The sequence below is a fragment of the Pseudomonas sp. FP597 genome, from assembly GCF_030687435.1.
Taxonomy (GTDB): domain Bacteria; phylum Pseudomonadota; class Gammaproteobacteria; order Pseudomonadales; family Pseudomonadaceae; genus Aquipseudomonas; species Aquipseudomonas lactucae.
In genome coordinates, this window is the sequence record NZ_CP117432.1 from 5,010,618 (window position 1) to 5,035,875 (window position 25,258).

Consider the following 25,258-nt stretch of genomic DNA (forward strand, 5'->3'; position numbering starts at 1 on the left):
CCACTGTGAAGGGATGCAGCATTGGGTATACCACCTATTGCCCGGCAGAAGGCGCTTATAATCCCTGGTCCTTCATAACGCCTGCCTGAACACCATGCCCGAGTTACCCATCGATCTGCTGGCAGAACCCCTGTGGCCGCTGCTGAACAAGTTTTATCGCAGCCACAATTCATCGATGAAGGCGCTCAAGGGCGGGCGTTTGTGGGTGGCGCGCGATGGCGAGATTGTCGCCGGGTTGTGCCTGACGCCGGTGGTGGGTGGGCAGTGGCTGACGGGGGTGTTTGTGGCGCCGGATTATCGCGGCCGGGGGTTGGCGGCGCGGTTGATTGCTCACGCAGTGGCCTCCTGCGGAGGGACGGTGTGGCTGCTGTGCCATCCGGACCTGGAAGGGTTGTATCAGCGCATGGGGTTCTCCCAGGACACCGTGCTGCCGCAGTCGCTGAGCGAACGGCTGGTGCGCTATAAGCGCAACAAGCCGATGATTGCGATGGGTTTGGAACCGAATAACAAGCACACCCCCCTACGTGAGGGCCGTGTTCAAGTTACTCGTCAGCCGTCGGATCCATGTCCGGAAACATCACGTCGATAAACCCGAACTTGCTGAAATCGGTAATCCGCGACGGGTACAACCGACCGATCAGGTGGTCGCATTCGTGCTGCACCACCCGCGCATGGAAGCCATCGGCGAAACGTACGATGGGCTCGCCCTTTGGGTCAAAACCCTCGTAGCGAATCTGCTGGTAACGGTTCACCGCGCCGCGCAGGCCAGGCACCGAAAGGCAGCCTTCATAGCCCTCTTCCAACACCGGGCTGAGCGGTGTGATCAACGGGTTGATCAGGATGGTCTGCGGCACCGGTGGCGCATCCGGATAGCGCTCACTGGCTTCGAAACCAAAGATCACCAGTTGCAGGTCGACGCCGATCTGCGGCGCGGCCAGGCCGACACCGCCCACGTGCTCCATGGTCTGGAACATGTCGTCGATCAATTGCCACAGCTCAGGGCTGTCGAACATTTCCGGCGGAACCGGAGGGGCGATACGCAGCAGGCGTTCATCGCCCATTTTCAGGATTTCACGGATCATTGATCAGACTTCATCAGGGAGGGGCTTGGAGTGGTCACGGCCGAGGCCGGAGACATGCTGTTTTTCCTGCGCGGGCTCATCGAAATCCTTCGCGCCTGGCGCCTTGCCTTCGGCCGACATGTGTTCGATCACGGCATTCATCTCCGCCCCCAGCAACAGCACCGCGGCAGAAATGTAGAAGTACAGCAGCAGCACGATGATCGCACCGATACTGCCATACATGGCGTTGTAGTCGGCGAAGGTCTTGACGTAATAGCCAAAGCCCAGCGAGGCGACGATCCACACCACCACCGCGAGCACCGAGCCTGGGGTGATAAAGCGAAATTCCTGCTCGACATCCGGCATTACGTAGTACATCAGGGCCACGGCGAACATCAGCAGAATCACGATCAGCGGCCAGCGCACGATGGTCCAGAGGGTGACCACGAATTCCTGCATGCCGATCTGCCCGGCCAGCCATTCCATCACCTGCGGGCCGAGCACCATCAGCGCGGCGGCGGCCAGCAGCATGCCGGCGATGCCGACGGTGTAGAAAATCGACAGCGGGAAGCGCTTCCAGATCGGCCGGCCTTCCACCACGTCGTAGGCGGCGTTCATCGCGCTCATCATCAGGCGCACGCCGGCGGAAGCGGTCCACAGCGCGATCACGATACCCACCGACAGCAGGCCGCCCTTGGATTGCTGCAACTGGTCGATCACCGGGTTGACCTGCTCCAGGGCCTGGGGCGGTAACACCAGTTCCGACTGCAGGCGCAGCCAGCTGAAAAAGTCCGGCAAATGCAGGAAACCGATCAGGGCAATCAGGAACAGCAGGAAGGGAAACAGCGAAAACAGCATCTGGTAGGCCAGCGCCGAGGCGTAGGTGGACATCTCGTCGTCGACGAATTCCTTGACGGTGCGCGCCAGCACCTTGTGCAGCTTGAGACCATCGAGAACCGGAAAGATCATAGCGTCTCCTTTTCGCCGCAGAGAGGGTGAGATCGTGGGCGACTCAGGGGCCGTTTTCTACATCAAAGTAGCCCATTTGGCGACTTTGAAACAATTTCGAAAGTTTAGTTGCACAGCCAGATACAAAAACGGCCATCCGTGGATGGCCGTCGGGCGGCTGGGATGAGCCCGCCGAAGCGACTTATTCGGTGGCTTTTTTGACCGCGTCCTTGGTTTTGCCGATGGCTTGCTGAGCCTCGCCTTTTTTCTCCTGGATCACGCCTTCAGCACGCAACTTGTCGTTATCGGTGGCTTTGCCGACACCTTGCTTGATGTTACCGACGGCTTCGTTCGCCATGCCTTTTACCTTATCGGAGGTGCTGCCCATGGTATGACTCCTGATAACAATCAAATGGTTTTTGGTCACTACGTAGAAGTTGACCTGAGGCCGTTCGGCAGAGTTTCAATTATTTTCAGCAGGCATTTCATCGAAAGGAACAGGTTTGGCTTTATGTTTTGCAGCCAACCCACGAGAATGCCCGGCACATTCAGGCCATACCGCTGAATAACAGATCCCGTAGGAAGGTTATGAAACTCAATAAAGCACAGGCCATCGCCCGCAGAAACCAGGAACTGGGCGGTGCCGTACTCGGCGTCAACAACTGCCACTTCACCGACCTGGACCGCAAACGCAACATCTGGTGGTTCGACCTGCCGCTGGCGCGGATTGCCGTGGGCCAGTACGAGTGGATTCACCTGTTGATGCACAACGCCGAGTCCGACCAGTTGCTGCACCTGAAGGTGCCGACGGCGTTCCTGCGGGAGAAGCTCGAAGGCTTGGTGGTGCGTAATGCCGGCAAGCGCAAGCCGGAGATTACTCTGGAGCTGAGCGCGGACAAGGATTCGTTCTTGAAAGATGTGCGCCCGGCGGGTGCGGGTGTGAACTTCGCGCAGTTTGCCCTGTAAAAACACAGGACAAAAAAATGTGGGAGGGGTGGTGCAACGAATCGTCGCACCGCCCCTCCCACATTTGTATTGCGTTACTTTTTAAGACCGAGTTTCTTCAGTTCTTCATCGCGCAACTCACGCCGCAGGATCTTGCCCACGTTGGTCGTCGGCAGGGCATCGCGGAACTCCACGGCCTTGGGCACCTTGTAGCCGGTGACGTTGGCGCGCATATGCTCCATCACCTGGTCCTTGGTCAGGGTGGCCCCCGGCTTGACCACGATGAAAATCTTGATGTGCTCCCCGGATTTTTCGTCCGGCACGCCGATGGCCGCGCATTGCAGTACGCCCGGCAGGGTCGCCAGTACGTCTTCCAGCTCATTGGGATACACGTTGAAGCCCGAGACCAGGATCATGTCCTTCTTGCGGTCGACAATGCGCATATAGCCGTCCGGCTGAATGATCGCGATATCCCCGGTTTTCAGCCACCCTTCGCTGTCGAGCATCTCGTCGGTGGCGTCCTGGCGCTGCCAGTAGCCCTTCATCACCTGCGGGCCCTTGACGCACAGCTCGCCGACTTCACCCAGGGCCAGCTCGACGCCGTCATCGGTGATGACCTTGCACAGGGTCGAAGGCACCGGAATGCCGATGGTGCCGAGCTGGATATGCTGGATCGGGTTCACCGTGGCCACCGGACTGGTTTCGGTCATGCCGTAACCTTCGCAGATGCCACAGCCGGTCACGGCTTTCCAGCGTTCGGCGGCCGCCAGTTGCAGGGCCATGCCGCCGGACAGGGTGACCTTTAGGGCGGAGAAGTCCAGCTTGCGGAAGGCTTCGTTGTTGCACAGCGCCACAAACAAAGTGTTGAGGCCGACAAAGCCGCTGAACTTCCACTTGGACAGTTCCTTGACCATCGCCGGCAGGTCGCGCGGGTTGCTGATCAGGATGTTGTGGTTGCCGATCAGCATCATCGCCATGCAATGAAAGGTGAACGCGTAGATGTGGTACAGCGGCAGCGGTGTGATCAGGATTTCGCAGCCTTCATTGAGGTTGGAGCCCATCAGCGCCTTGCATTGCAGCATGTTGGCGACGAGGTTGCGGTGGGTGAGCATCGCGCCCTTGGCCACGCCGGTGGTGCCGCCCGTGTATTGCAACACCGCCACATCGCCGCTGGCGGGGCCGGCATCGTTGACCGGTTGGCCATGGCCCTTGGCGAGCACGTCGTTGAACTTGATCGCCTGCGGCAAGTGATACGCCGGGACCATTTTCTTCACATACTTGATGACGCTGTTGATCAGCAGGCGCTTGAGCGGCGGCAGCAGGTCGGCGACTTCGGTGACGATCACGTGCTTGACGGACGTCTTGGGTACGACCTTTTCCGCCAGGTGGGCCATATTGGCCAGGCAAACCAGCGCCTTGGCGCCGGAGTCGTTGAATTGATGTTCCATTTCCCGCGCGGTGTACAGCGGGTTGGTGTTGACCACGATCAGGCCGGCACGGATGGCACCGAACACGGCGACCGGGTATTGCAGAACGTTGGGCAGTTGCACGGCGATTCGATCGCCGGGCTTCAAGTCGGTGTGCTGTTGCAGGTACGCGGCGAAGGCGCCGGACAATTCGTACAACTCACCGTAGGTGATTGTCTTGCCCAGGTTGCTGAAAGCCGGTTTGTTGGCGAAGCGCTGGCAGGACTGCTTCAGTACCGCCTGAATATTTGGATACTCGTCTGGATTGATGTCTGCAGCAATCCCGGCGGGGTACTTATCCTTCCAAAAGTCTTCGTGCATGGAAGCCCACTCCTCAGCGACGCGAATTCATCATCGCATTTGATGCGATTATTATTGGTGTATGTTTTTTTAAGGTGAATCTGGCGCTTTCAAGCAGGCCGAGACGTCACAAAGCGCGCCGAGAGTAGCAGCTTTGCCAAGGGCCGACTAGAGCCAAACGAGGGCCCTACAGTCACTATCATGACTGTCCTACAATATTTGGTCACACTTCAAACAAAGCTAAAATCCCACAGCGAGGGGCTCTGGAATAAGGCTTACAGCACAACATAAAACAAATGTAGGAGGGGCCTTGCCCCGATGGCGGTGGGTCAGTCACTGGAAGCAGTGGCTGACACTCAGCAATCGGGAGCAAGCCCCCTCCCACACTTTGACCCTCTTTCAATTCAGGCGATGTCGCGCAGCTCTCTGCGCAAAATCTTGCCTACCGGCGTCATCGGCAACGAATCGCGCAGCACAATCTGCTTGGGCACCTTGTACCCCGTGAAGTTGGCCTTGCAGTAGCTCTTCAACTCCTCGAGGCTCACGCCTTCGGCACGCGCCACCACAAACAGCTTCACCGCCTCCCCGGTACGCTCGTCCGGCACGCCGATCACGGCGCAGTTGGCCACGCCCGGATGAGCCATCACCACGTCTTCGATTTCATTGGGGTACACGTTGAAACCCGAGACGATGATCAGGTCTTTCTTGCGATCGACAATGCGCACAAAGCCATCGTCGTCGATCACCGCAATGTCGCCGGTCTTGAGCCAACCTTCGGCGTCCAGGGCCTCGGCGGTGGCGGCCGGTTGCTGCCAGTAACCTTTCATGACCTGCGGGCCCTTGATGCACAGTTCGCCGCGCTCGCCCAAGGGCAGCTCCACACCAGCGTCATCAATCACCTTCATCGCCGTCGCCGGCACCGGAATGCCCACGGTGCCCAAGCGCGATTTGTTGCCATAAGGGTTAGTGCTGGCGACCGGTGAGGTTTCCGTCAGGCCATAGCCCTCGCCAATCGCACAGCCGGTCAGTTGCTCCCAACGCTCGGCCGTGGCCTTGATCAGCGCGGTGCCGCCGGAGTTGGTAAGTTTGAGGTGGGAGAAATCCAGGCTCTTGAAGTCAGGGTGGTCCATCAACGCCACAAACAGCGTGTTGAGCCCCAACAGCCCGGTAAAGCGCCACTTTTTCAGCTCCTTGATAAACCCGCCGATGTCCCGTGGGTTGGTGATGAGCACGTTGTGGTTTCCGGACACCATCATGCACATGCAATTGGCCGTGAACGCATAGATGTGGTACAGCGGCAGCGGCGCGATCATCACCTCCTGCCCTTCCTTGATCAGCGGGTGGCCGTCCTCGCCGGTCTGCGACATGCAGGCGCGTACCTGCTGCATGTTCGCCACCAGGTTGCCATGGGTGAGCATCGCGCCCTTGGCCAGGCCGGTGGTGCCGCCGGTGTATTGCAGCACCGCGATGTCATCCAGGCTCACGGGATGGCGCGTTATACCCAGGCCCGTTCCCATGCGCAGCGCACGCTTGAACGACACCGCGCGTGGCAGGTGATAGGCCGGGACCATCTTCTTCACCTTGTCGACCACGGTGTTGACCAGCCAGCCTTTGGCGGCTGGCAGAAAGTCGCCCATCTTGGCTTCGATCAGGTAGTCGATCTCGGTGTCGGCGCACACCTCCTGCACACGTGAACCGAACAGGTTGAGGTAGACCAGCGCCCGCACGCCGGCATCCTTGAATTGGTGGCGCATCTCGCGCGGTGTGTACAGCGGGTTGGTGTTGACCACGATCAGTCCGGCGCGCAGGGCGCCGAATACGGCGATCGGGTAATGCAGCACGTTGGGCATCTGCACCGCGATGCGCTCGCCGGGCTTGAGGTCAGTGTGCTGCTGCAGGTAACCGGCGAACGCCGCACTCTGGCGCTCAAGCTCGGCGTACGTGAGGGTGACACCCATGTTGCTGAAGGCCGGACGGTCGGCGAAGGTCTTGCAGGAGCGCTCGAACACTTCGATCACCGACTTGTAGGCCGAGAGGTCGATGGCATTGGGGACGCCCGCCGCGCGTTTGTCATTCCAGAAATCAGGTTGCATTATTCTTGTCCTCGGTACCTGAATGTGTCTGGCCGCTTATAACTTATAAAAAGCGGAGCTTTGGGGACGTTAGCAGCTATGGCCAAACAGGCAAATACAGCCGGGCCTGTCATTGATTGTATGAATCTAGCTGCTGATGCGTAGGCAGATACCCCGCGTTTCGGCGGATGCGCTATACACTGCTACGAGACCGAGCAGACCTTGAAACAAGGAACCGCCATGAACCACAGCACCCACTGGCTGACCGCGAACGACCACAGCCGCCTGTACGTCAACCACTGGATGCCGGAGGGTCCGGCCAGGGCCGTGCTGATGCTGTCCCACGGCATGGCAGAGCACAGCGGCCGTTATGCGCGGCTGGCCGATGCCCTGTGTGCCGCCGGCTACGCTGTCTATGCGCTGGACCAGCGCGGCCACGGCCGCACCGCCGACGAAGGCACGCTGGGGTTATACGCCGAAAAGGATGGCTGGAACAAAGTGGTGGGCGACCTGGCCAGCCTCAATCAGCACGTTGGCCAGCAGCACCCAGGGCTGCCGATCATTCTGTTGGGGCACAGCATGGGCAGCTACATCGCCCAGGCCTACCTGCTGCACCACAGCGCCAGCCTGCATGGGGCGATTGTCAGTGGTTCGAATTTCCAGCCGGTGGCGCTGTACCGCGCCGCACGCGTGATCGCCCGCGCCGAACGTTTGCGCCAGGGGCTACGCGGCCGCAGCGCGCTGATCGATTACCTGTCGTTCGGCTCATTCAACAAAGCGTTCAAGCCCAACCGTACGGCGTTCGACTGGCTCAGCCGCGACCCGGCGGAAGTGGACAAATACATCAATGACCCGCTGTGCGGTTTCCGCTGCACCAACCAGCTGTGGGTCGACTTGCTCGGCGGCTTGCAGCAGATCAGCAAAGCGTCCAACCTCGCGCAGATCGATCCGGGCCTGCCGATTCTGGTCATGGGCGGCGAATGTGATCCGGTGAGCGAGGGCAAACGTCTCACCAGTCTGGCCAACGCGTTGCGTGAGGCCGGGTGTCAGCACCTGCAACTGAATATCTACCCGCAGGCGCGTCACGAAGTGTTCAACGAAACCAACCGCGATGAAGTCACCGCGGATGTGCTGACGTGGCTCGACCAGGCCCTGACCTTGCGCAGGCCGGCCCGCTGCGAATAAATTTACCTTTAATATCAGCCAGTTAAATTACCGATTAGCCACAGGATGCACCTTTAGATGACCCAGGTAACCAACACCCCGTACGAAGCCCTCGAAGTCGGCCAGACCGCCAGCTACAGCAAGACCGTCGAAGAGCGCGATATCCAGCTGTTCGCCGCCATGTCCGGCGACCACAACCCGGTGCACCTGGATGCTGAATACGCCAAGGCGACCATGTTCAAGGAGCGTATCGCCCATGGCATGTTCAGCGGCGCCCTGATCAGCGCAGCCGTAGCCTGTGAGCTGCCTGGGCCGGGCACTATCTATATCGGCCAGCAGATGAGCTTCCAGAAACCGGTCAAGATCGGCGACACCCTGACCGTGCGCCTGGAAATCCTCGAGAAGCTGCCGAAGTTTCGTGTACGCATCGCCACGCGGGTGTTCAACCAGCGCGATGAGCTGGTGGTGGATGGCGAAGCCGAGATCCTCGCGCCGCGCAAACAGCAGGTCGTGACCCTGACCGAGCTGCCGCCAATCAGCATCGGCTGATTCAAGGTCGACACAAAAAAATGTGGGAGGGGGCAAGCCCCTCCCACATTTTTTACAGCAGATTTTTTACAGCATTTAGCGCGTAGGCTTACGACTGAGCGCGAGCCTGGTTACGCAGGGCTTTTACCTGGTCGTGGTTACGCTGTACGCCGTGGTACTGACGCTCAACCAGGTCACGAATGCCCAGCAGGTTGTGCTTGTTGATCTTCTCGATCGCTTCACGGTAGGCCTTGAGTGCATGGTCTTCACCACGCTCGGCTTCGTTGAGCACAGCCTCTTCATCCTTACCGGTGACCATCGACTTCACGTCGACCCAGCCACGGTGCAATGCACCGGCTACGCTGCCGGAATCTTCCGGATCACCACCCAGCGCACGCACGGCGGTTTTCAGCTCGGCGGCGGCCGTCGCGCAGTCAGCGGAACGCTTGGCAAACAGGGCCTTGAGCTCTGGGTGCTTGATGTCTTCGGCACACTCCTTGAAACCTTTTTGACCGTCGATGCTGGTTTCGATCAGGTCATTGAGCACGGAGATCGATTCTTTGTTGATGTCAGTCATTTTTCAATTCCTTTGGCAGGTTGAAGAGGTCACTTAAAGAAGCTTTGTTTCAGCTTGCCTTAGTAATTGCAGCGCTCGTGCCAGGTTTTTAAAAACAATTTAAACATTTAAAATCAACAAGTTACGAATTATTGAACCATCTGTATGCTCGTTATTTGCATGATCTGTCATTTGGCCTTCATGCAGAATGCCTGTATTTTCCAAGGTCTCGACTGACGCAGCGGATGCCCTATGAACCCCGAAAAACTCGAACTGCTGATCACTCGTCAAATGCCCTTCGGCAAGTACAAGGGCCGGATCATCGCCGACTTGCCGGGCCCCTACTTGAACTGGTTTGCTCGTGAAGGTTTCCCCCACGGTGAACTGGGCGGTTTACTGGCATTGATGCAGGAAATCGACCACAACGGCCTGTCCGAATTACTCGAACCGCTGCGCGCGAAACACGGCAAACCCGCCCCACGCCATTGACCAAGAGCCCCACCATGCCAAGGAACGCAGATAACGAACATCACTGGCAGGCCATCGCTCGGCGCTATGACTTGGAACCAGGCCCGATCAACCTGGAAAACGGCTACTTCGGCCGCATGAGCCGTGCGGTGCAGGCGCAATACGTGGAACACGTGGCGTTTATCAACCGCAGTAACGCGGTGCATGTGCGCCAGCGCTTTGAGCGAGGCGAAAACGACGAGATCCGCCGCCAACTGGCCGCCTTGATCGACGTCGAGCCGCAGGCGCTCGCTTTCACCCGCAACGCCACCGAAGCCTTGCAATCGCTGATCCGCAACTACAACCGCCTGCAACCGGGTGATCAGGTGCTGATCAGCGACCTGGAATACGACACGGTCAAGGGCGCCATGCGCTGGCTGGCCGGTGTTCGCGGCGTGGACATAATCGAGATTTCCCACACGCATCCGGCCAGTTTCGACAGCCTGGTACAGACCTATCGCGATACGTTCATACAACATCCACGCTTAAAGCTCATGGCGCTGACCCATGTCACCCACCGCACCGGCCTGGTAATGCCCGTTGCGGCGATTGCCGAGGCCGCGCGGGAGCATGGCATCGACGTGATCCTCGACGGCGCCCATGCCCTGGGCCAACTCGAGTTCAACCTGGCGGAGCTGGGTATCCAGTTCGCGGGCTTCAACCTGCACAAATGGATTGGCGCGCCGCTGACGCTGGGCTTTCTTTATATCGCCCCCGAACGCCTGAAGGACATCGACCCGGACATGGGCGAGTTCCACTACCCCGCCACCGATGTACGCGCACGTACGTCCTACAGCACGCCGAACTTTCCGGCGCTGATGACCCTGCCGCTGGTGTTTGAAGAACACCGGGCATTGGGTGGCGCGGCGGCCAAAGGCGCGCGGGTCAATTACCTGCGGGATTTGTGGGTGAGGCAGGTGCGGCCACTGGAAGGGATTGAAGTGCTGACGTCGGATGATCCGCGGTTGTACTGCGCGCTTACCGCGTTCAAGTTCACTGGGCGCGATCAGCAAGTCATGGTGGATCGGTTGCTCAAGGAATACGACCTGTTTGCCACCACGCGCACGGGGGCGGCGTTTGGTACCTGCATTCGGGTGACGCCGGGGTTGGTGACGTCTGCGGCGGACATGAATCTGCTGGTCGCCGCCATTACCCAGTTGAACACACACTGAAAATGGGGCGCTCTCGATTTTTCTACAGGCAAAAAAAAGCGGTACACCGACCAAGTGCACCGCAAAAATGCCGTTAAGCACAGCAACAACGATTCGGTAGATCAGATCAATCCAGCAGCGCCAACGCCTGTGCGGTGACTTCCTGAATGCGGGCCCAGTCGCCGTTCTTGATCCACTCCGGATCAAGCATCCAGCTACCGCCCACGCACATGACATTTTTCAACGCCATGTAGCTTTTGATGTTGGCCGGACCGACGCCGCCGGTCGGGCAGAACTTCACTTCGCCGAACGGGCCGCCCAGCGCCTTGAGGGCCGCCACGCCGCCGCTGACTTCGGCCGGGAACAGCTTGAAGCGGCGGTAACCCAGGGCATAGCCCTCCATGATGCCGGAGGCATTGCTGATGCCAGGCAGCAATGGGATAGGACTGTGCACCGAGGCTTCCAGCAGATCGCGGGTGATGCCTGGGGTGACGATAAATTGCGAGCCCGCCACTTCAGCCGCATCGAGCATGTGACGGTCGAGTACGGTGCCCGCCCCGGTGCAGAGTTCTGGGCGCTGCTCACGCAATACCTGGATGGCCTTGAGGCCGAACTCGGAACGTAGGGTCACTTCCAATGCGGTCAAGCCACCGGCTGCCAAGGCATCGGCCAGCGGCAGAATGTCCTGTTCACGGGCGATGGTGATCACCGGCAGGATCCGCGCCTTGGCGCAGAGGCTGTCGATCAGGGCAACTTTGTCCGCCATGGACACGGTGGGTTGAGGGCTTTTCATAGCGGCTGATCCTTGGCTCATGGGCACCAGTAAATCTCTAATGTAGGTTGCAAAAACGCGCGAATCGGCATGGCAGCAACGTCGTCACTGGCCAGGGCGGCGCTCAAGGTCGTCAACTTCGAACTGCCGGAAATCGACAGCACGGTGTAATTGGCCGTGGCCAGCAAGGCGCGACTCATGGTCAGGCGCTGGTGCGGCACGGTCGGCGCGAGCATCGGCCAGCAACGGCGGGTACCGTCGGCCTTCAGTGCTTCGGCGAGATTGGGACTGTTGGGAAACAGCGAGGCGGTGTGACCGTCATCGCCCATGCCCAGCACCAGCACATCAATGGCCGGCAGTTCGGCCAGCAGGCGATCGGCCTGCTCGGCGGCGTCTTCAAGGGTTGGCGTCGCGCTGTACAGGCTCAGAAATCGGGCCTTGGCAGCCGGGCCCTGCAACAGGTGCTGCTTCAACAAGCCGGCATTGCTGTCGGCGTGCTCCACCGGCACCCAACGTTCATCGGCCAGGGTAATGGTGACCTTGGACCAGTCCAGGCCTTGCTTGGCCAGGTGCTGGAAAAACGCCACGGGGCTGCGGCCACCGGACACCACCAGGGTCGCCTCGCCACGGGCACTGATGGCCCCGCGCAGCTGCTCGGCCACGTCATTGGCCAGGCCCTCTGCCAGCAGCACCGGCGAACGGTACTCATGGGCAGTCACGCCCTGAGGCAGTTTCAATTCAGATATCGCCATACCACGACCTCCCATCCCGCGTGATCAGTGCAATGGAGCTCATCGGCCCCCATGACCCCGCCGCATACGGCTTGGGCGCATCACCGGATTTCTTCCACCCGGCGATCAACTGGTCACACCACTTCCACGCGGCTTCGATTTCATCTTTGCGAACAAACAGGTTCTGATTGCCGCGCATCACTTCCAACAACAAACGCTCGTAGGCATCGGGGATGCGTGCGCTGCGATAGGTGTCGGAAAAATTCAGTTGCAGCGGGCCGCTGCGCAGTTGCATGCCCTTGTCCAGGCCCTGCTCCTTGGTCATCACACGCAGGGAAATCCCTTCGTCCGGCTGCAGGCGGATGATCAGTTTGTTGCTGATCTGCAAGCGCTGCTCGGGGGCGAAAATGTAGTGGGACGGTTCCTTGAAATGGATGACGATCTGCGACAGCTTTTGCGGCATGCGCTTGCCGGTGCGCAGGTAAAACGGCACCCCGGCCCAACGCCAGTTACGGATATCGGCACGCAGCGCGACGAAGGTTTCGGTATCGCTCTGGGTATTGGAATTCTCTTCTTCCAGGTAACCCGGCACCGGTTTGCCGGCGCTGTAGCCGGCGATGTACTGGCCGCGTACAACCTGGGTGGTCAGGCCGTCCGGGCTGATGGGCGCCAGGGCCTTGAGCACCTTGACCTTCTCGTCCCGGATGCTGTCGGCGGACAAGTCGGCCGGCGGGTCCATGGCGATCAGGCAAAGCAGCTGCAGCAGGTGGTTCTGGATCATGTCCCGCAGCTGACCGGCCTTGTCGAAGTAACCCCAACGGCCTTCGATACCGACCTGCTCGGCCACGGTGATTTCCACGTGGGAAATGTAGTTCTGGTTCCACTGGGTTTCGAACAGGCTGTTGGCGAAACGCAGCGCGATCAGGTTCTGGACGGTCTCTTTGCCCAGGTAGTGGTCGATGCGGTAGGTGCGGTTCTCCGGGAAGAACTGCGCCACGGCGTCGTTGACCTTGCGCGAGGACTCCAGGTCCGAACCGATGGGTTTTTCCAGCACCACACGGGTGTTTTCCGCCAGGCCGACCTTGGACAGGTTCTCGCAGATCGCGCCGTACACCGCCGCCGGGGTAGCAAAGTAGGCGATCAGGCGTTGCTCGGTGCCGGCTTTTTCAGCCAGGGCCACGTAGTCATCGGCCTTCATGAAGTCGACATGCACATAGGTCAGTCGCGCGAGGAAACGCTGGACGATGGTCTCTTCCAGTTCCTTGCCGACGTATTTGCGCAGTTCTTTTTCGATATGGGCCAGGTGCTGCTGTTCGGAGCCGGCTTCACGGGCCAGGGCCAGGATGCGCGTATCCTCGTGCAGCAGCCCGGCGCCATCGAGTTGATAGAGGGCAGGAAATAACTTGCGCAGCGCCAGATCACCCAAGGCGCCAAACAGGGCAAAGGTGCAGGGTTCTACGGTTATCAAAGGCATGATGTTTGTTCTTTTATCAAGTTAAGCTACAAATACCTTTTTTCAAGGCATCACTCAAGGAAAAATGTAGTAATAACCACAACATTTTCCCGAAATACGCATTCCGAGTGGTGGTGTTCAGCTACCCTCAGTAGGATAGGCCACCGCGAAAAGCCACTCGTCGATTGGCTGCCGCCTTTTATTTGCATCGTCGCCCGAAGGAAAGACTGAATGGACCGCGTGCGAAATCTTCTGGAACAGATCCGGAACCGCCTCGAAGAATTGAATAAGGCCGAGAAAAAAGTCGCCGAGGTCATCCTGCTCAACCCGCAGCAGGCGACCCGCTTCTCTATCGCCGCCCTCGCCCAAGCCGCTTCGGTCAGTGAACCGACGGTCAACCGTTTCTGCCGTTCGTTCGGCGTCAGCGGTTACCCTGAACTCAAATTACAACTGGCGCAAAGCCTGGCCAGTGGTGCCGCGTATGTCAGCCGCGCCGTGGAAGCCGATGATAATCCCGAGGCCTACACCCAGAAGATCTTTGGCAGCGCCATCGCGTCCCTGGACAGTGCCTGCCAGGCGCTGGACCCAGCCCTTATCAGCAAGGCCGTGGATCTGTTGATCCAGGCGCGGCAGATCCACTTTTTCGGCCTCGGCGCTTCGGCACCGGTGGCCATGGATGCGCTGCACAAGTTCTTCCGTTTCAACCTGGCGGTCACCGCGCATGCCGACGTGCTGATGCAGCGCATGATCGCGTCGGTCGCGCATACCGGCGAGCTGTTCGTGATTATTTCCTACACCGGGCGTACCCGTGAACTGGTGGAAGTGGCGCGTATCGCCCGCGAAAACGGTGCGTCCGTGTTGGGCGTAACCGCCGAGAACTCGCCGCTGGCCAAGGCCAGTACGGTGAGCCTGAACATTCCACTGCCGGAAGACACCGATATCTACATGCCGATGACCTCGCGGATCATCCAATTGACGGTGCTGGACGTGCTGGCGACCGGCATGACCTTGCGTCGCGGGGTGGATTTCCAGCCGCATTTGCGCAAGATCAAAGAGAGTCTGAATGACAGCCGATATCCTGTGGGGGATGAGTTCAACTAAGCCGGTATGTGCGTTGGCTTCACTGGCCTCTTCGGGGGCCATCAGCCACACCGCTAAGCCCCCGCTCTAGCCTGTAGACTCAGGTGTGCCCTCTCTCCCGGCGCCAAACTGGCCCCGGCCATCGCCGACTCCACACACACAAACCCCGACGCCTCGTTGAAACTCACGCCCAATAGCGGCCGACTGCCCGGGTGCCACACCACGGTGTTGGCGCTGTCACCGGTGTCGATGCACAGTTCGCGCTGCCAGGCGTGATCCTTGAGCTGCAACTCGCCCTCGTGCCTGAAGACTCGCTGGCACCCACCCTCCACCCGCAATTCGCCTTCCTGCTGGCAAGCCTGGCGATTGAGCTGGTCGTAACCTTGCGCACCGTCGAGCCCAGACAGCGCTATCTCGTCGACGTGACCAATACGCCAGTAAGCGTGCAACGCATGGCTCAACTGGCACGGCAACTCGTCCTGATGCTCGGTGCTCAGGCGCAGCTCCAGGGTTTCGCCCAGGTGCGCGTGCAGGTCGACCTGCCAGTCGCACAGCTGCAATTGCCAATGCAGGCGCACGCCGTCGTCGTCGGTGCTGCTGTCGAGCAGTTTCCAATCGATCAACCGCGCCCAGCCATGGGAGGGCCATGCGTTTTCGCTCGGGTGACGGCCATACCACGGCCAGCACACCGGCACGCCGCCCCGAATGGCGCCGACCTGCGGCCACTTGGCCGCGCACCACAACCAGGGTTTCTGGTCACGGGGCTGAAAATGCAGCAGTTGTGCGCCCTGGCGACTGAACACCGCCTGGCACAGCGGGTGGTCGATCACCAACACGTCGCGCAGCTGAAAGCGCTCCCAGGCGAACACCGGACGTTCACGCAGGGATCTGAAAAAACGTTGCAGCGGTTGCTCATGCATGTGCCACGGTCCTGAATATCTTCACAGTGCCACCCAAAAAAAAGCGGATAGCCATGGCTACCCGCAAAATGCGCACAGAGAGAAGGAGCTTATCGCAACAGCGTTAGAACGTAGACTGGATTTTCAGGCCAGCCACCAACGCGTTGTCGACTTTATCCACGCCGCCAGGTTGCACGACGTATTGCAGGTTGGGACGCACGGTCAGCCAGTTGGTAACGTGGAAGCCGTAGTTGATTTCGAAGTTGTATTCGGTTTCGCGGATCGGCGTGTACAACGGGTTGTCGTAGTCGCTGACGCCGTTGGCGGCATTGAGCAGTTCCGCGTTTTTCTTCACGTCATTGTTGACGTGCAGGCGCGCGGCACCAATACCGACGTCGTCTTTTGGACGCGCATCGAATGGGCCTTTGTACACCAGCATGAGCGACTGATAGTTGTCGACCAGGTTGGTTTCCTTGTCGTGGAAGGTCGCGTTGGCCGCGATGTTCAGACCACGGGAAGCGTCGCCGTTGTGCGTGGTGAGTTGCTGTTGGGCGACGAACCAGTAGCCTTTCTTGCTGCTGCGGGTACGGAAGTCCGCGCCAGTGAGGACAGCATTGCCGCCGTTGACGTCTTCACGTACATCCGGAGCATCGGCCGCGCTCTTGTAGTAACCCACACGGTATTCGCCCGGCAGGTTATTAACCTTCGGCGACCAGACCAATTCCACCGGAATCACGGTGCCCTTGGTGCCGCTGCCGCTGAGCTTGAAGCCGTTGCCGTGTTCCAGCTGCGATGGGTTCTGGTTGTAGGCACCGATTTGCGCATACAGCTCTGGCGTGATGTTGTACTTCACGCGGATCGCCGCCTGGCTGACCGGCCAGTTGTACCAGGTGTTCACGTAGTTGCCGACCTGCGAGCCGCAGAACGACAGGTTCTGGAAGTCGCATGGGAAGGTGTTGAAGTCTTCGCCTTCACCGAAGTAACCGAGCTTCACATCCAGCTTGTTGTCGAACATCTGGTGCTGGATCCAGAACTGGGTCAGACGCACCATGTGGCCACGACCGTAGACTTCCATGGACGAACTCAGCGTGCCGGCACGCGGGTCGCCAATGCGGTCGTTGGAGATGTTCTGGCCATTACGGTTGGTGAACTGGATCTTGGCCTGGGTGTTATCCCAGCCCCACAGTTTTTGCAGGTCCAGTGCCACGCCCAGACCGAACTGGTCGGAATAGCGACCGGTCTTGTCGTCGTTATAACCGCCGTGGGCGTTGTAGCCCATCTCCCCTACGTAGTCAGCCTTGATGTCGATACCTTGCTCGATCAGCTTGGTACGTTCGCCGCCCCAATCGCCGGTCATCCACTTGGAATCGGCGCTGAATGCATCGGCCGCCATCGCATTGGCGGACAATACCAGGGCTGCTGCCGCTGACAATTGGCAGATCAGCCGGGTGTTGTTGTGTTGCTTTTTCATCCCTACATCCTCGTCTTTATTGTTATTAAACTGTTTTTATCTAACGCGGGTTACATTTTTTTCAATTAAAACAACACGTTAACTGCTTCAGCGACCCTTGAATTGGGCCACATTGTCGGCATGCCCCTGTGCGGGCAATGAAGAAGCGGTGCCCAGGCGCTCGCCGGTGTTGGCGTCGAACAACAAGACCTTGGCCGGGTCGAATTGCAGGGTCAGCGTCTCCCCCACTTGGGGTGCTACGTCCGGTGCAAGACGGCAGCACACCTTGGTGTCATTGAGCTGCACGAACACCAGGGTGTCCGGGCCGGTGGGCTCGGTGACCTGGACTTCGGCACGAATGCTCGACGTCCCATTGCCTTCACCCGTCGCCAGCACGATTTGCTCCGGGCGCAGGCCCAGGATCACATCGCGGTCTTCCAGGCCCGTGTCGTTCATGCTCAGCGGCAATTCGCAACGGGCCTGGCCGCTGTCGAGCAGCGCAACCAAATGACCGTCTTTGCGTTTTAGGCGCATGGGAACGAAGTTCATGGGTGGTGAACCGATAAAGCTTGCCACAAATAGGTTAGCAGGGTCGTTGTAAATTTCTTTCGGCGTGCCGAATTGTTGGATGATGCCGTCCTTCATCACCGCCACTTTGTCGCCCAGGGTCATCGCCTCGATCTGGTCGTGGGTCACGTAGACGGTGGTGGTCTTGAGGCGCTGGTGCATCAGTTTCATTTCGGTGCGCATCTCGACGCGCAGCTTGGCGTCGAGGTTGGACAGCGGTTCGTCGAACAGGTAGATCTTCGGGCGACGCGCCAGCGCACGGCCCATGGCCACACGCTGTTGCTGACCACCAGAGAGCTGGCCCGGCTTGCGATTGAGCAGGTGCTCGATCTGCAGCAGCTTGGCCACGCGCGCCACTTCAGCGTCGATGTCGGCCTGGGGCATCTTGCGGATCTTGAGACCGAACTCGATGTTCTCGCGCACGCTCATGGTCGGGTACAGCGCGTAGGACTGGAACACCATGGCGATGTCGCGATCCTTGGGGCTCATGCCGCTCACGTCCTGATCACCGATCATGATCGCGCCGCCGGTGATGGTTTCCAGGCCGGCGATGCAGTTCATCAGCGTGGATTTACCACAGCCCGACGGGCCGACCAGGATCAGGAATTCGCCTTCCTTGATCGACAGTTCGATGTTCTTCAAGGTGTCGGGCAGGCCGGCGCCATAGGTCTTGTTTACATTGCGAAGTTCAAGCGTAGCCATGATTACCCCTTGACCGCGCCGGCCGTGAGGCCGCGCACGAAATACTTGCCTGCGATCACATAGACCAGCAGGGTCGGCAGCCCGGCGATCATCGCCGCCGCCATATCCACGTTATATTCCTTGGCCCCGGTGCTGGTATTGACCAGGTTGTTCAGCGCCACCGTGATGGGCTGGGAGTCGCCGCTGGAGAACACCACGCCGAAGAGGAAGTCGTTCCAGATTTGAGTGAACTGCCAGATCAGGCAGACCATGATGATCGGGGTCGACATCGGCAGAATGATCTGACGGAAGATGGTGAAGAAACCCGCACCGTCCAGGCGTGCCGCCTTGATCAGCGCATCCGGGATGCTCACGTAGTAGTTACGGAAGAACAGCGTGGTAAACGCCAGGCCGTAGACGACGTGCACAAACACCAGGCCCGTGGTGGTGCTGGCCAGGCCCATCTTGCCGAGGGTGAACGACGCCGGCAGCAGTACGGTCTGGAACGGCAGGAAGCAGCCGAACAGCAGCAAGCCGAAGAACAGCTGCGAACCGCGGAAGCGCCAGAACGACAGCACGTAGCCATTCAGCGCACCGATGGCGGTGGAGATGAGCACGGCCGGAACGGTGATCTTGATCGAGTTCCAGAAGTAACCATCCACCGTATCCCAGGCCTTGATCCAGCCAATGCCGGTGACTACGGTCGGCCAGCTCAGCAGGTTGCCGGTGGTGATGTCTTCCGGGGTCTTGAAGCTGGTGAGCAACATCACCACCAGCGGCACCAGGTACAGCAGCACCGCGAGAATCAGCACCGCGTAGATCGCGATGCGACTCAGGCTGATGGCGGGTTTGGAGGCGAGACTAGTCATTACGTTTGGTCCTCAGCTCGGAGTAGAGGTAAGGCACGATGATCGCGAGGATCGCACCGAGCATCAGGATTGCACTGGCCGAACCCATGCCCATCTGGCCACGGCTGAAGGTGAACGAGTACATGAACATTGCAGGCAGGTCGGACGAGTAGCCCGGGCCACCGGCGGTCATTGCCGCCACCAGGTCGAAGCTCTTGATCGCAATGTGCGCCAGGATCATCACCGCACTGAAGAACACCGGACGCAGGCTGGGCAGCACCACGCTCCAGTAGATGCGCGGCAGGCTCGCGCCATCGATCTGGGCCGCACGGATGATCGATTGGTCAACACCGCGCAGGCCGGCGAGGAACATCGCCATGATAAAGCCCGAGGCTTGCCAGACAGCAGCGATCACCAGGCAGTAAACGACGCGGTCCGGATCGATCAGCCAGTCCAGGCGGAAACCTTCCCAGCCCCAGTCACGCAGGAGTTTGTCCAGGCCCATGCCCGGGTTGAGCAGCCATTTCCAGGCGGTACCGGTGACGATCATCGAGAGCGCCATCGGGTACAGGTAGATGGTGCGGATAAAGCCTTCGCGACGGATTTTCTGGTCGAGGAAAATCGCCAGCGTCACGCCGATCACCAAGGTGATGCCGATGAACATGCCGCCAAACAGCGCCAGGTTCTTGCTCGCTACCCACCAGCGATCGTTGTCGAACAACCGCTCGTATTGCGCAAGGCCCGCCCATTTGTAACTGGGCAGGAAGGTGGACGTGGTGAACGACAGCACAAACGTCCACAGGATGTAGCCGTAGAAGCCCACCAACACGATGAACATGCTGGGCGCCAGCACCAGTTTGGGTAGCCAGCGCTGCAGTGCATCGAACGGCGAGGCTTTGCTGAACACAGCAACAGAACTCATGGGGAAATCCAATACAAGGAAAAAGGACTACAGCCTGTAGGAACCCGCTTTTTGTGGCGAGGGAGCTTGCTCCCGTTCGGCTGCGCGGCAGCGCCGCCTTTGGGGGCGCTACGCACCCCTGCGGGAGCAAGCTCCCTCGCCACAGCAATCGGGTTCCTACATAGGGTGTTACTTGGCAGACTTGATCGCAGCGCCAAGTTTCTTGGCGGTGTCGGCCGGGTCGGCTTTCGGGTCGTTGATGTAGTTGGTCACGACGTCAAAGAACGCACCTTGCACGGCCAGGGTGGTGGCCATGTTGTGCGCCATGCTTGGCTGCAGGCCGCCGGTCTTGGCGTCAGCCAGGAAGTCTTTGGCGGCGGTCTGGGCGCAGGAGTCGAAGCCATACGAGTCCATTTTGTTCAGCATGTCGTTGCGCACAGGGATCGAACCCTTGTTGATGCTGAACACCTTCTGGAAGTTTTCACCCAGGACGACTTTGGCGATGTCCTGCTGACCAGCAGCAGTGCCTTTGTCTTTCTGCTTGAACACCGCCAGGGAGTCGATGTTGTAGGTGAAGGCTTTGTCGGTGCCTGGGAAGGCTACGCACTCGTAGTCCTTGCCGGCGACTTTCTTGGCGGCGGTCCATTCGGACTTGGCCCAGTCACCCATGATCTGCATGCCGGCCTTGCCGTTGATGACCTTGCCCGCTTCCAGGTTCCAGTCCTGACCTTTGCCGTCGACGTCCATGTAGGTCGCGACTTTCTTCAGCTCAGTCAGCGACTTGACCATTTCCGGGCCGGTCAGCGCAGCGTTATCCAGGTCGACCAGGGCTTTCTTGTAGCCATCAGCGCCCATCACCGACAGAACCACCGCTTCGAATACGGTGCTGTCCTGCCAAGGCTGGCCACCATGGGCGAGCGGGATGAAGCCCGCGGCCTTGAGCTTGTCGCCGGCGGCGTAGAATTCTTCGAGGGTGGTGGGGTTCTTGGTGATGCCGGCTTTCTTGAAGACTTGCGGGTTGATCCACAGCCAGTTCACACGGTGAATGTTGACCGGTACGGCGACGTAGTCACCGTCGTACTTCACAGTGTCGGAGACTTTCTTGTCGAGCAGGGAGTCCCACTTTTCTTCTTTGGCCACGTCTTTGAGGACGTCGGTGTCGAGCAGGCCTGTGGACGCCCATTCCTGGATGTCGGGGCCTTTGATCTGGGCAACGCCTGGCGGGTTGCCGGCGACCGCGCGGCTTTTGAGCACGGTCATGGCCGTGGCGCCACCGCCACCGGCGACGGCACCGTCTTTCCAGGTGAAGCCGTCTTTCTCGACTTGGGCCTTCAGGACATCTACAGCCGCTTTTTCGCCGCCCGAGGTCCACCAATGCACAACTTCAACCGTCCCTTTGGAGTCGGCGGCAAATGCACTGAGAGGAAACAACGAGGCAACGGAAATAGCTACGGCGAGGCGATTAATCGCGTTCATCTGAATACCTTTTCTTGTTGTTATGCATGCAAGTCTGGAGCTTGCGCTGCACGGAGTTTAAACATGGTTTTTTTGAGCGCAGGTAACAAAGGGATGCACAAATGTCACCACTTGGTGACATAGCGCCCAGCGCCTAAAGCACTGGCCATGCTCGGCGCCAAGGGCAGTGCAGGCAGCACTACCGCTTGCCAGGCATGGTACAGGTCCGGCTTGCCACCCCAGATGGTGCTGCTGGGCTGGTTGTGCGGGCTGAGTTCGTGGTGCCAGCTGCCGTGGCGGCGGTCGATGAAATGGGTGTCGCAAAATTCCCAGAACCGCCGGTACCAGGTTTCGTAGTGAGTCTCACCGGTACGCTTGAGCAGGGCCTGGGCCGCGGCACTGGCTTCGGCGTGAGTCCAGTGCAGGCGCTCGCGCACCACCGGCTGATGCTGCCAGTCCAGCGTGTAGACGATGCCGGGGGCGCCGTCCACATTCCAGGCGAACTCACAGGCACTGGCGAACAGCCCCTTGGCGTCGCCGACCAACCCATCCGGCGTGACCAGCCCGGCGTGCAGGCGCGCGGCTTCCAGGTGCAAGACCAGCCGCGCCCACTCGAAACCGTGGCCGGGGGTGATGCCGTAGGGGCGGAAACCGTCGGCGGGGTTGTCTTCGTTGTAACCGAGCAGCGGTTGCCATTGGCTGTCGAAATGCTCGATCACCATGAATTGGTTGCCGGCCGCGTGAGTGCGGATCACGCGCTCGACGATGCGCAGTGCGCGGTCCAGCCAGCGCGTATCACCGGTCACATCGGCCAGGGCGAGAAACGCTTCGGTGGCGTGCATGTTGCTGTTGGCGCCGCGATAGGCTTCCAGGCCGCTCCAGTCGCGGGCAAAGGACTCAAGCATGGCGCCCTCCTCCTCGCTCCAGAAAAACTGGTCGATGATGTGAATGGCGTCATTGAGCAGGGTTTGCGCACCCGGCGCACCCGCCACCACCGCAGAGCTGGCGGCCAGGGCGACAAACGCATGCAGATACGCAGCCTTGCCGGTATTGCCATCCACCGCCTGCGGCGCAGCGAACCAGCCGCCATGCTCACTGTCGCGCAAAGGTCCACTGAGGGCCGCCACCCCGTGCTCAACCAGCTCGGCATACCCCGGCAAGCCCATGGCATGCGCCATGGCGAAGCTGTGGGTCATGCGCGCGGTGTTCATGGTCTCTGCGTGGGCAGCGGATGGGAGCTGGCCTTTGTCGTCGAGGTTGCCAAAGCCGTCCGGCAGGCGGGAGGCCTTGGCGAATGACAGCAGGCGCTGGCCTTCGGCGGCGAGCCAGGCGTGATGGGCAGGTGCGTTGAGCCAACTGCTGGCAGGCAGTGGTTGCGTGGTCATGGGCGGCCCTTATTGTTTTTTGTGGGGTGACAGGAGTCTAAACAAGGGCGTGAACGGGGCAAGTAACGAAGGGGATGGGAAATGTCACCGAGTGGTGACAATGCTACCAGCGAGCATTATTTAACTTGGCGCCAATCCAAAAAGTGGGAGGGGACTCGCCCTACCAGTCAGTTAAGGCTTTGAAGAGGTAAAAAGTGACCTGTGGCGAGGGAGCTTGCTCCCGTTGGACTGCGCAGCAGTCCCATTCTGTGTAAACAAAGAGAGGGGCCGCTTCGCGGCCCAACGGGAGCAAGCTCCCTCGCCACAGATACAGTGCTGTCCCTTAACTGACTGGCATTAGGTTTTAATCATTGACCAAGCGGGGTGATCTTCGCCGGCGTGTTGAGCTGCTGTTGCAGGTTCTGCACCTGGCTCTGCAAAGTGGTGATATTGCGCGTGGTCTGGATGCGGAACACATCGAACTCTTTATTGGTCGGCGCATCGTTATTGGCCGGCTGGGCGTCCTGCGCGCTTTTGAGTACCACCAAGTCCTGTTCAAGACGGGCAATGGCGGCGCTTGGGTTGCCTTGTTTTTTCAGCGCGGCCACGTCGGCGGCCAGTTCCTTGATCTCATTGTCGCGCCTGCCGACGTCCCCTTGAGCCGCCTTGAGGGTGGCTACCGCATCGGTCAGGGCTTGCACCTGGCCTTGCAGCTTGGCATTGGCACCCGACAGTTCGGTAGTACTGGCGGTCATTTGCGCCAGGCGTTTGTCCAGGTCGGTGGCCTGGCCGGCAACGCCGAGCTGCTGCTTACTCTGTTCCTGCAACTGGCTCTCGAGCTGCTTGATCTGCGCTTTGAGCGCCTCGCTGCCGTTATTCACACTGGCCTGGCTGGCGACCACCCTGCCGGAAATATCCTGCAGGCGCCCCGCCGCTTCTTCGCTGATGCGCGCAAAGCTTTCCTGGGTGGCGACCAACTGCTGGCCCATCAGCGAGATCTGCTGGAAGCTCCACCAGGCCAGGCCGGCAAAGGCGATCAGCAGCGCACCGATCAACGCCCACAGCGGGCCGGTGCTGGCCCCCTTGACCTTGACCACGGGCGTGTTTCGCGAACGCACCGAAGTGGCCGGGGAAGGTTCGAAATCATCGTCATCCCCAAGGTCGGCCCGCAGGCTGGGAACGTTGTCGAAATCGTCGTTGGCATCGTTACGCATGTATCAACCCTGAATCGGTGAGGTGGCTGGCGGGAGAGCCGAGCGAGCGGAGTATAAACCGCAGTCGCGTCGCACTGATCGACCCGGAACCCTGAATTCGGTTCCCGATATGTTGCCTGGTGTGACCTTTACTTGAGCCCGGGATCCTGGGCTTTCCACCAGCCGCAGAATTCGTCGAGGGCGGTCCACAGGCTGACTTTGGGCTCGTAGTCCAGATAATGCCTGGCCCGGCTGATGTCGAGGGTGAAATTTTTGTTCATGACCTGCATGCCCAGGCGCGACAACGAAGGCTCCGGGCGCCCGGGCCACATCGCACAGAACGCCTCGTTCAATGCGGCCACGCTGTAGGACAAGCCGTAGGAGCGATAACGAGTGACCTGGGGCAACTCCATTTGGCGCATCACGTAGTTCACCACATCCCACACCGGCACCGGCGCGCCGTTGCTGATGTTGTAGGCCCTGCCCAGTGCCGAGCCGGGGGCCAGCAGGCTGCTGAGCAACGCTTCATTGAGGTTGTGAATACTGGTGAAGTCGACTTTGTTCAGGCCGTCGCCCACGATGGCCAGGCGGTTCTTGCGCTGCATCTTCAGCAGGCGCGCAAAGATGCTCATGTCCCCCGCCCCGGTCACAAAGCGCGGGCGCAGGGCCAATACTTCCAGGCCGAACTCCTGGGCGCCGAAGACTTTCTGCTCCGCCAGGTATTTGGTGGCGGCATAGGGGTGCTTGAAGCGCTTGGGCACTTGCTCCTCGGTCAGGCCCAGATGGTCGCGGCCATCAAAGTAGATCGACGGCGACGACAGGTGCACCAGGCGCCCGACGCGTTGCTTGAGGCAGGCTTCGACGACGTTTTCAGTGACCAGCACATTGCCCTGATGAAAGTCCTGATAACGCCCCCACAGCCCCACGGCACCGGCGCAGTGCACCACCGCTTCGACATCGCGGCACAGGTCGCGCACCAGGTCGGCATCATTCAGGTCACCCTGGATAAACTCGGCACCGCGCCGTACCAGGTGCTCCACACCCTCGGCGCGGCGTCCGTTGACCCGTACATCCAGGCCCTGCTCCAGGGCGAAACGCGCAAAGCGTCCGCCGATGAAGCCGCTTGCGCCGGTGACCAGAATCTTCATGTATTACTCCGTGTTCTT

Annotated in this window: 25 protein-coding genes; 7 read left to right on the forward strand and 18 right to left on the reverse strand. The window is 59.9% G+C overall.

Annotated features, from left to right (window positions below):
* Positions 1-94: 94 nt before the first annotated feature.
* Positions 95-589, forward strand: a complete 495-nt coding sequence (locus PSH66_RS22920; RefSeq protein WP_305427699.1) for a GNAT family N-acetyltransferase — start codon at positions 95-97, stop codon at positions 587-589.
* Here the strand turns inward: PSH66_RS22920 and def are convergent.
* The 3 genes from def to PSH66_RS22935 all read right to left on the reverse strand — a co-directional run bounded on the left by def (position 543) and on the right by PSH66_RS22935 (position 2,397).
* The gene (gene def / locus PSH66_RS22925) at positions 543-1,082 is read right to left on the reverse strand and encodes a peptide deformylase (protein ID WP_003175712.1); all 540 of its coding nucleotides are present in this window, start codon (positions 1,080-1,082) and stop codon (positions 543-545) included. The genes PSH66_RS22920 and def overlap by 47 nt on opposite strands.
* A gap of 3 nt (positions 1,083-1,085) precedes the next feature.
* The gene (locus PSH66_RS22930; protein ID WP_003175713.1) at positions 1,086-2,030 is read right to left on the reverse strand and encodes a YihY/virulence factor BrkB family protein; all 945 of its coding nucleotides are present in this window, start codon (positions 2,028-2,030) and stop codon (positions 1,086-1,088) included.
* A 181-nt stretch (positions 2,031-2,211) separates the two neighbouring features.
* Positions 2,212-2,397 carry a CsbD family protein gene (locus PSH66_RS22935; protein WP_003175714.1) on the reverse strand — a complete coding sequence of 62 codons (186 nt, stop codon included), beginning with the start codon at positions 2,395-2,397 and terminating at the stop codon, positions 2,212-2,214.
* A 200-nt stretch (positions 2,398-2,597) separates the two neighbouring features.
* Here PSH66_RS22935 and PSH66_RS22940 point away from each other — a divergent pair, with 200 nt between their 5' ends.
* Entirely contained in the window at positions 2,598-2,975 is a 378-nt protein-coding gene (locus PSH66_RS22940; RefSeq protein WP_003175715.1) for a hypothetical protein, read from the forward strand.
* Positions 2,976-3,049: 74 nt separating this feature from the next.
* Here PSH66_RS22940 and fadD1 read toward each other — a convergent pair whose 3' ends face one another.
* Both fadD1 and fadD2 read right to left on the reverse strand, forming a co-directional pair.
* Positions 3,050-4,741 carry a long-chain-fatty-acid--CoA ligase FadD1 gene (fadD1, locus tag PSH66_RS22945; protein ID WP_141063313.1) on the reverse strand — a complete coding sequence of 564 codons (1,692 nt, stop codon included), beginning with the start codon at positions 4,739-4,741 and terminating at the stop codon, positions 3,050-3,052.
* Positions 4,742-5,124: 383 nt separating this feature from the next.
* On the reverse strand, positions 5,125-6,813 hold the full coding sequence (fadD2, locus tag PSH66_RS22950; protein WP_003175717.1) for a long-chain-fatty-acid--CoA ligase FadD2: 1,689 nt from the start codon (positions 6,811-6,813) through the stop codon (positions 5,125-5,127).
* 219 nt (positions 6,814-7,032) lie between these two features.
* Here fadD2 and PSH66_RS22955 point away from each other — a divergent pair, with 219 nt between their 5' ends.
* Together PSH66_RS22955 and PSH66_RS22960 are read left to right on the forward strand one after the other, a co-directional pair.
* A complete protein-coding gene (locus PSH66_RS22955; RefSeq protein ID WP_305427700.1) occupies positions 7,033-7,977 on the forward strand; it encodes an alpha/beta hydrolase in 945 nt (314 codons plus the stop codon).
* Between the two features lie 57 nt (positions 7,978-8,034).
* Positions 8,035-8,505 carry a MaoC family dehydratase gene (locus tag PSH66_RS22960; RefSeq protein WP_003175719.1) on the forward strand — a complete coding sequence of 157 codons (471 nt, stop codon included), beginning with the start codon at positions 8,035-8,037 and terminating at the stop codon, positions 8,503-8,505.
* 88 nt (positions 8,506-8,593) lie between these two features.
* Here PSH66_RS22960 and PSH66_RS22965 read toward each other — a convergent pair whose 3' ends face one another.
* Entirely contained in the window at positions 8,594-9,061 is a 468-nt protein-coding gene (locus PSH66_RS22965) for a PA2169 family four-helix-bundle protein (RefSeq protein ID WP_003175720.1), read from the reverse strand.
* 231 nt (positions 9,062-9,292) lie between these two features.
* On the opposite strand from PSH66_RS22965, the gene PSH66_RS22970 reads away from it, so the two are divergent.
* Together PSH66_RS22970 and PSH66_RS22975 are read left to right on the forward strand one after the other, a co-directional pair.
* Positions 9,293-9,529, forward strand: coding sequence for a DUF3820 family protein (locus PSH66_RS22970; protein WP_008056784.1), 237 nt, complete (start codon positions 9,293-9,295; stop codon positions 9,527-9,529).
* A 14-nt stretch (positions 9,530-9,543) separates the two neighbouring features.
* Complete coding sequence (locus PSH66_RS22975; RefSeq protein WP_305427701.1) at positions 9,544-10,719, forward strand: aminotransferase class V-fold PLP-dependent enzyme; 1,176 nt, start codon at positions 9,544-9,546, stop codon at positions 10,717-10,719.
* Positions 10,720-10,825: 106 nt separating this feature from the next.
* Here PSH66_RS22975 and PSH66_RS22980 read toward each other — a convergent pair whose 3' ends face one another.
* Genes PSH66_RS22980 through zwf form a run of 3 tightly spaced genes read right to left on the reverse strand, consistent with a single transcriptional unit; the run spans position 10,826 to position 13,675 of the window.
* Complete coding sequence (locus PSH66_RS22980; RefSeq protein ID WP_042945189.1) at positions 10,826-11,491, reverse strand: bifunctional 4-hydroxy-2-oxoglutarate aldolase/2-dehydro-3-deoxy-phosphogluconate aldolase; 666 nt, start codon at positions 11,489-11,491, stop codon at positions 10,826-10,828.
* Positions 11,492-11,508: 17 nt separating this feature from the next.
* Positions 11,509-12,222 (reverse strand): 6-phosphogluconolactonase, encoded by a 714-nt coding sequence (pgl, locus tag PSH66_RS22985; RefSeq protein ID WP_305427702.1) that lies wholly within the window; start codon positions 12,220-12,222, stop codon positions 11,509-11,511.
* Positions 12,209-13,675: a glucose-6-phosphate dehydrogenase gene (gene zwf / locus PSH66_RS22990; protein WP_003175726.1), complete on the reverse strand. Its 1,467-nt coding sequence runs from the start codon at positions 13,673-13,675 to the stop codon at positions 12,209-12,211. Before zwf ends, pgl begins: the two co-directional genes overlap by 14 nt.
* 219 nt (positions 13,676-13,894) lie before the next feature.
* On the opposite strand from zwf, the gene PSH66_RS22995 reads away from it, so the two are divergent.
* Positions 13,895-14,755 (forward strand): MurR/RpiR family transcriptional regulator, encoded by an 861-nt coding sequence (locus PSH66_RS22995; protein ID WP_170039859.1) that lies wholly within the window; start codon positions 13,895-13,897, stop codon positions 14,753-14,755.
* 53 nt (positions 14,756-14,808) lie between these two features.
* Here PSH66_RS22995 and PSH66_RS23000 read toward each other — a convergent pair whose 3' ends face one another.
* From PSH66_RS23000 to PSH66_RS23040, 9 genes are all read right to left on the reverse strand, one after another.
* Positions 14,809-15,654: a D-hexose-6-phosphate mutarotase gene (locus PSH66_RS23000; protein WP_003175728.1), complete on the reverse strand. Its 846-nt coding sequence runs from the start codon at positions 15,652-15,654 to the stop codon at positions 14,809-14,811.
* A gap of 103 nt (positions 15,655-15,757) precedes the next feature.
* Complete coding sequence (locus PSH66_RS23005; protein WP_003175729.1) at positions 15,758-17,104, reverse strand: carbohydrate porin; 1,347 nt, start codon at positions 17,102-17,104, stop codon at positions 15,758-15,760.
* A gap of 87 nt (positions 17,105-17,191) precedes the next feature.
* On the reverse strand, positions 17,192-18,352 hold the full coding sequence (locus PSH66_RS23010) for an ABC transporter ATP-binding protein (protein ID WP_305427703.1): 1,161 nt from the start codon (positions 18,350-18,352) through the stop codon (positions 17,192-17,194).
* A gap of 2 nt (positions 18,353-18,354) precedes the next feature.
* Positions 18,355-19,200, reverse strand: a complete 846-nt coding sequence (locus PSH66_RS23015; protein WP_003175731.1) for a carbohydrate ABC transporter permease — start codon at positions 19,198-19,200, stop codon at positions 18,355-18,357.
* On the reverse strand, positions 19,193-20,101 hold the full coding sequence (locus tag PSH66_RS23020) for a carbohydrate ABC transporter permease (protein ID WP_003175732.1): 909 nt from the start codon (positions 20,099-20,101) through the stop codon (positions 19,193-19,195). Before PSH66_RS23020 ends, PSH66_RS23015 begins: the two co-directional genes overlap by 8 nt.
* A 168-nt stretch (positions 20,102-20,269) precedes the next feature.
* Complete coding sequence (locus PSH66_RS23025; RefSeq protein WP_003175733.1) at positions 20,270-21,556, reverse strand: ABC transporter substrate-binding protein; 1,287 nt, start codon at positions 21,554-21,556, stop codon at positions 20,270-20,272.
* Between the two features lie 104 nt (positions 21,557-21,660).
* Complete coding sequence (locus PSH66_RS23030; protein WP_003175734.1) at positions 21,661-22,920, reverse strand: AGE family epimerase/isomerase; 1,260 nt, start codon at positions 22,918-22,920, stop codon at positions 21,661-21,663.
* A 347-nt stretch (positions 22,921-23,267) separates the two neighbouring features.
* Entirely contained in the window at positions 23,268-24,113 is an 846-nt protein-coding gene (locus tag PSH66_RS23035) for an ATPase (RefSeq protein ID WP_305427704.1), read from the reverse strand.
* Between the two features lie 128 nt (positions 24,114-24,241).
* A complete protein-coding gene (locus PSH66_RS23040; protein WP_003175736.1) occupies positions 24,242-25,240 on the reverse strand; it encodes an NAD(P)-dependent oxidoreductase in 999 nt (332 codons plus the stop codon).
* Positions 25,241-25,258: the final 18 nt, after the last annotated feature.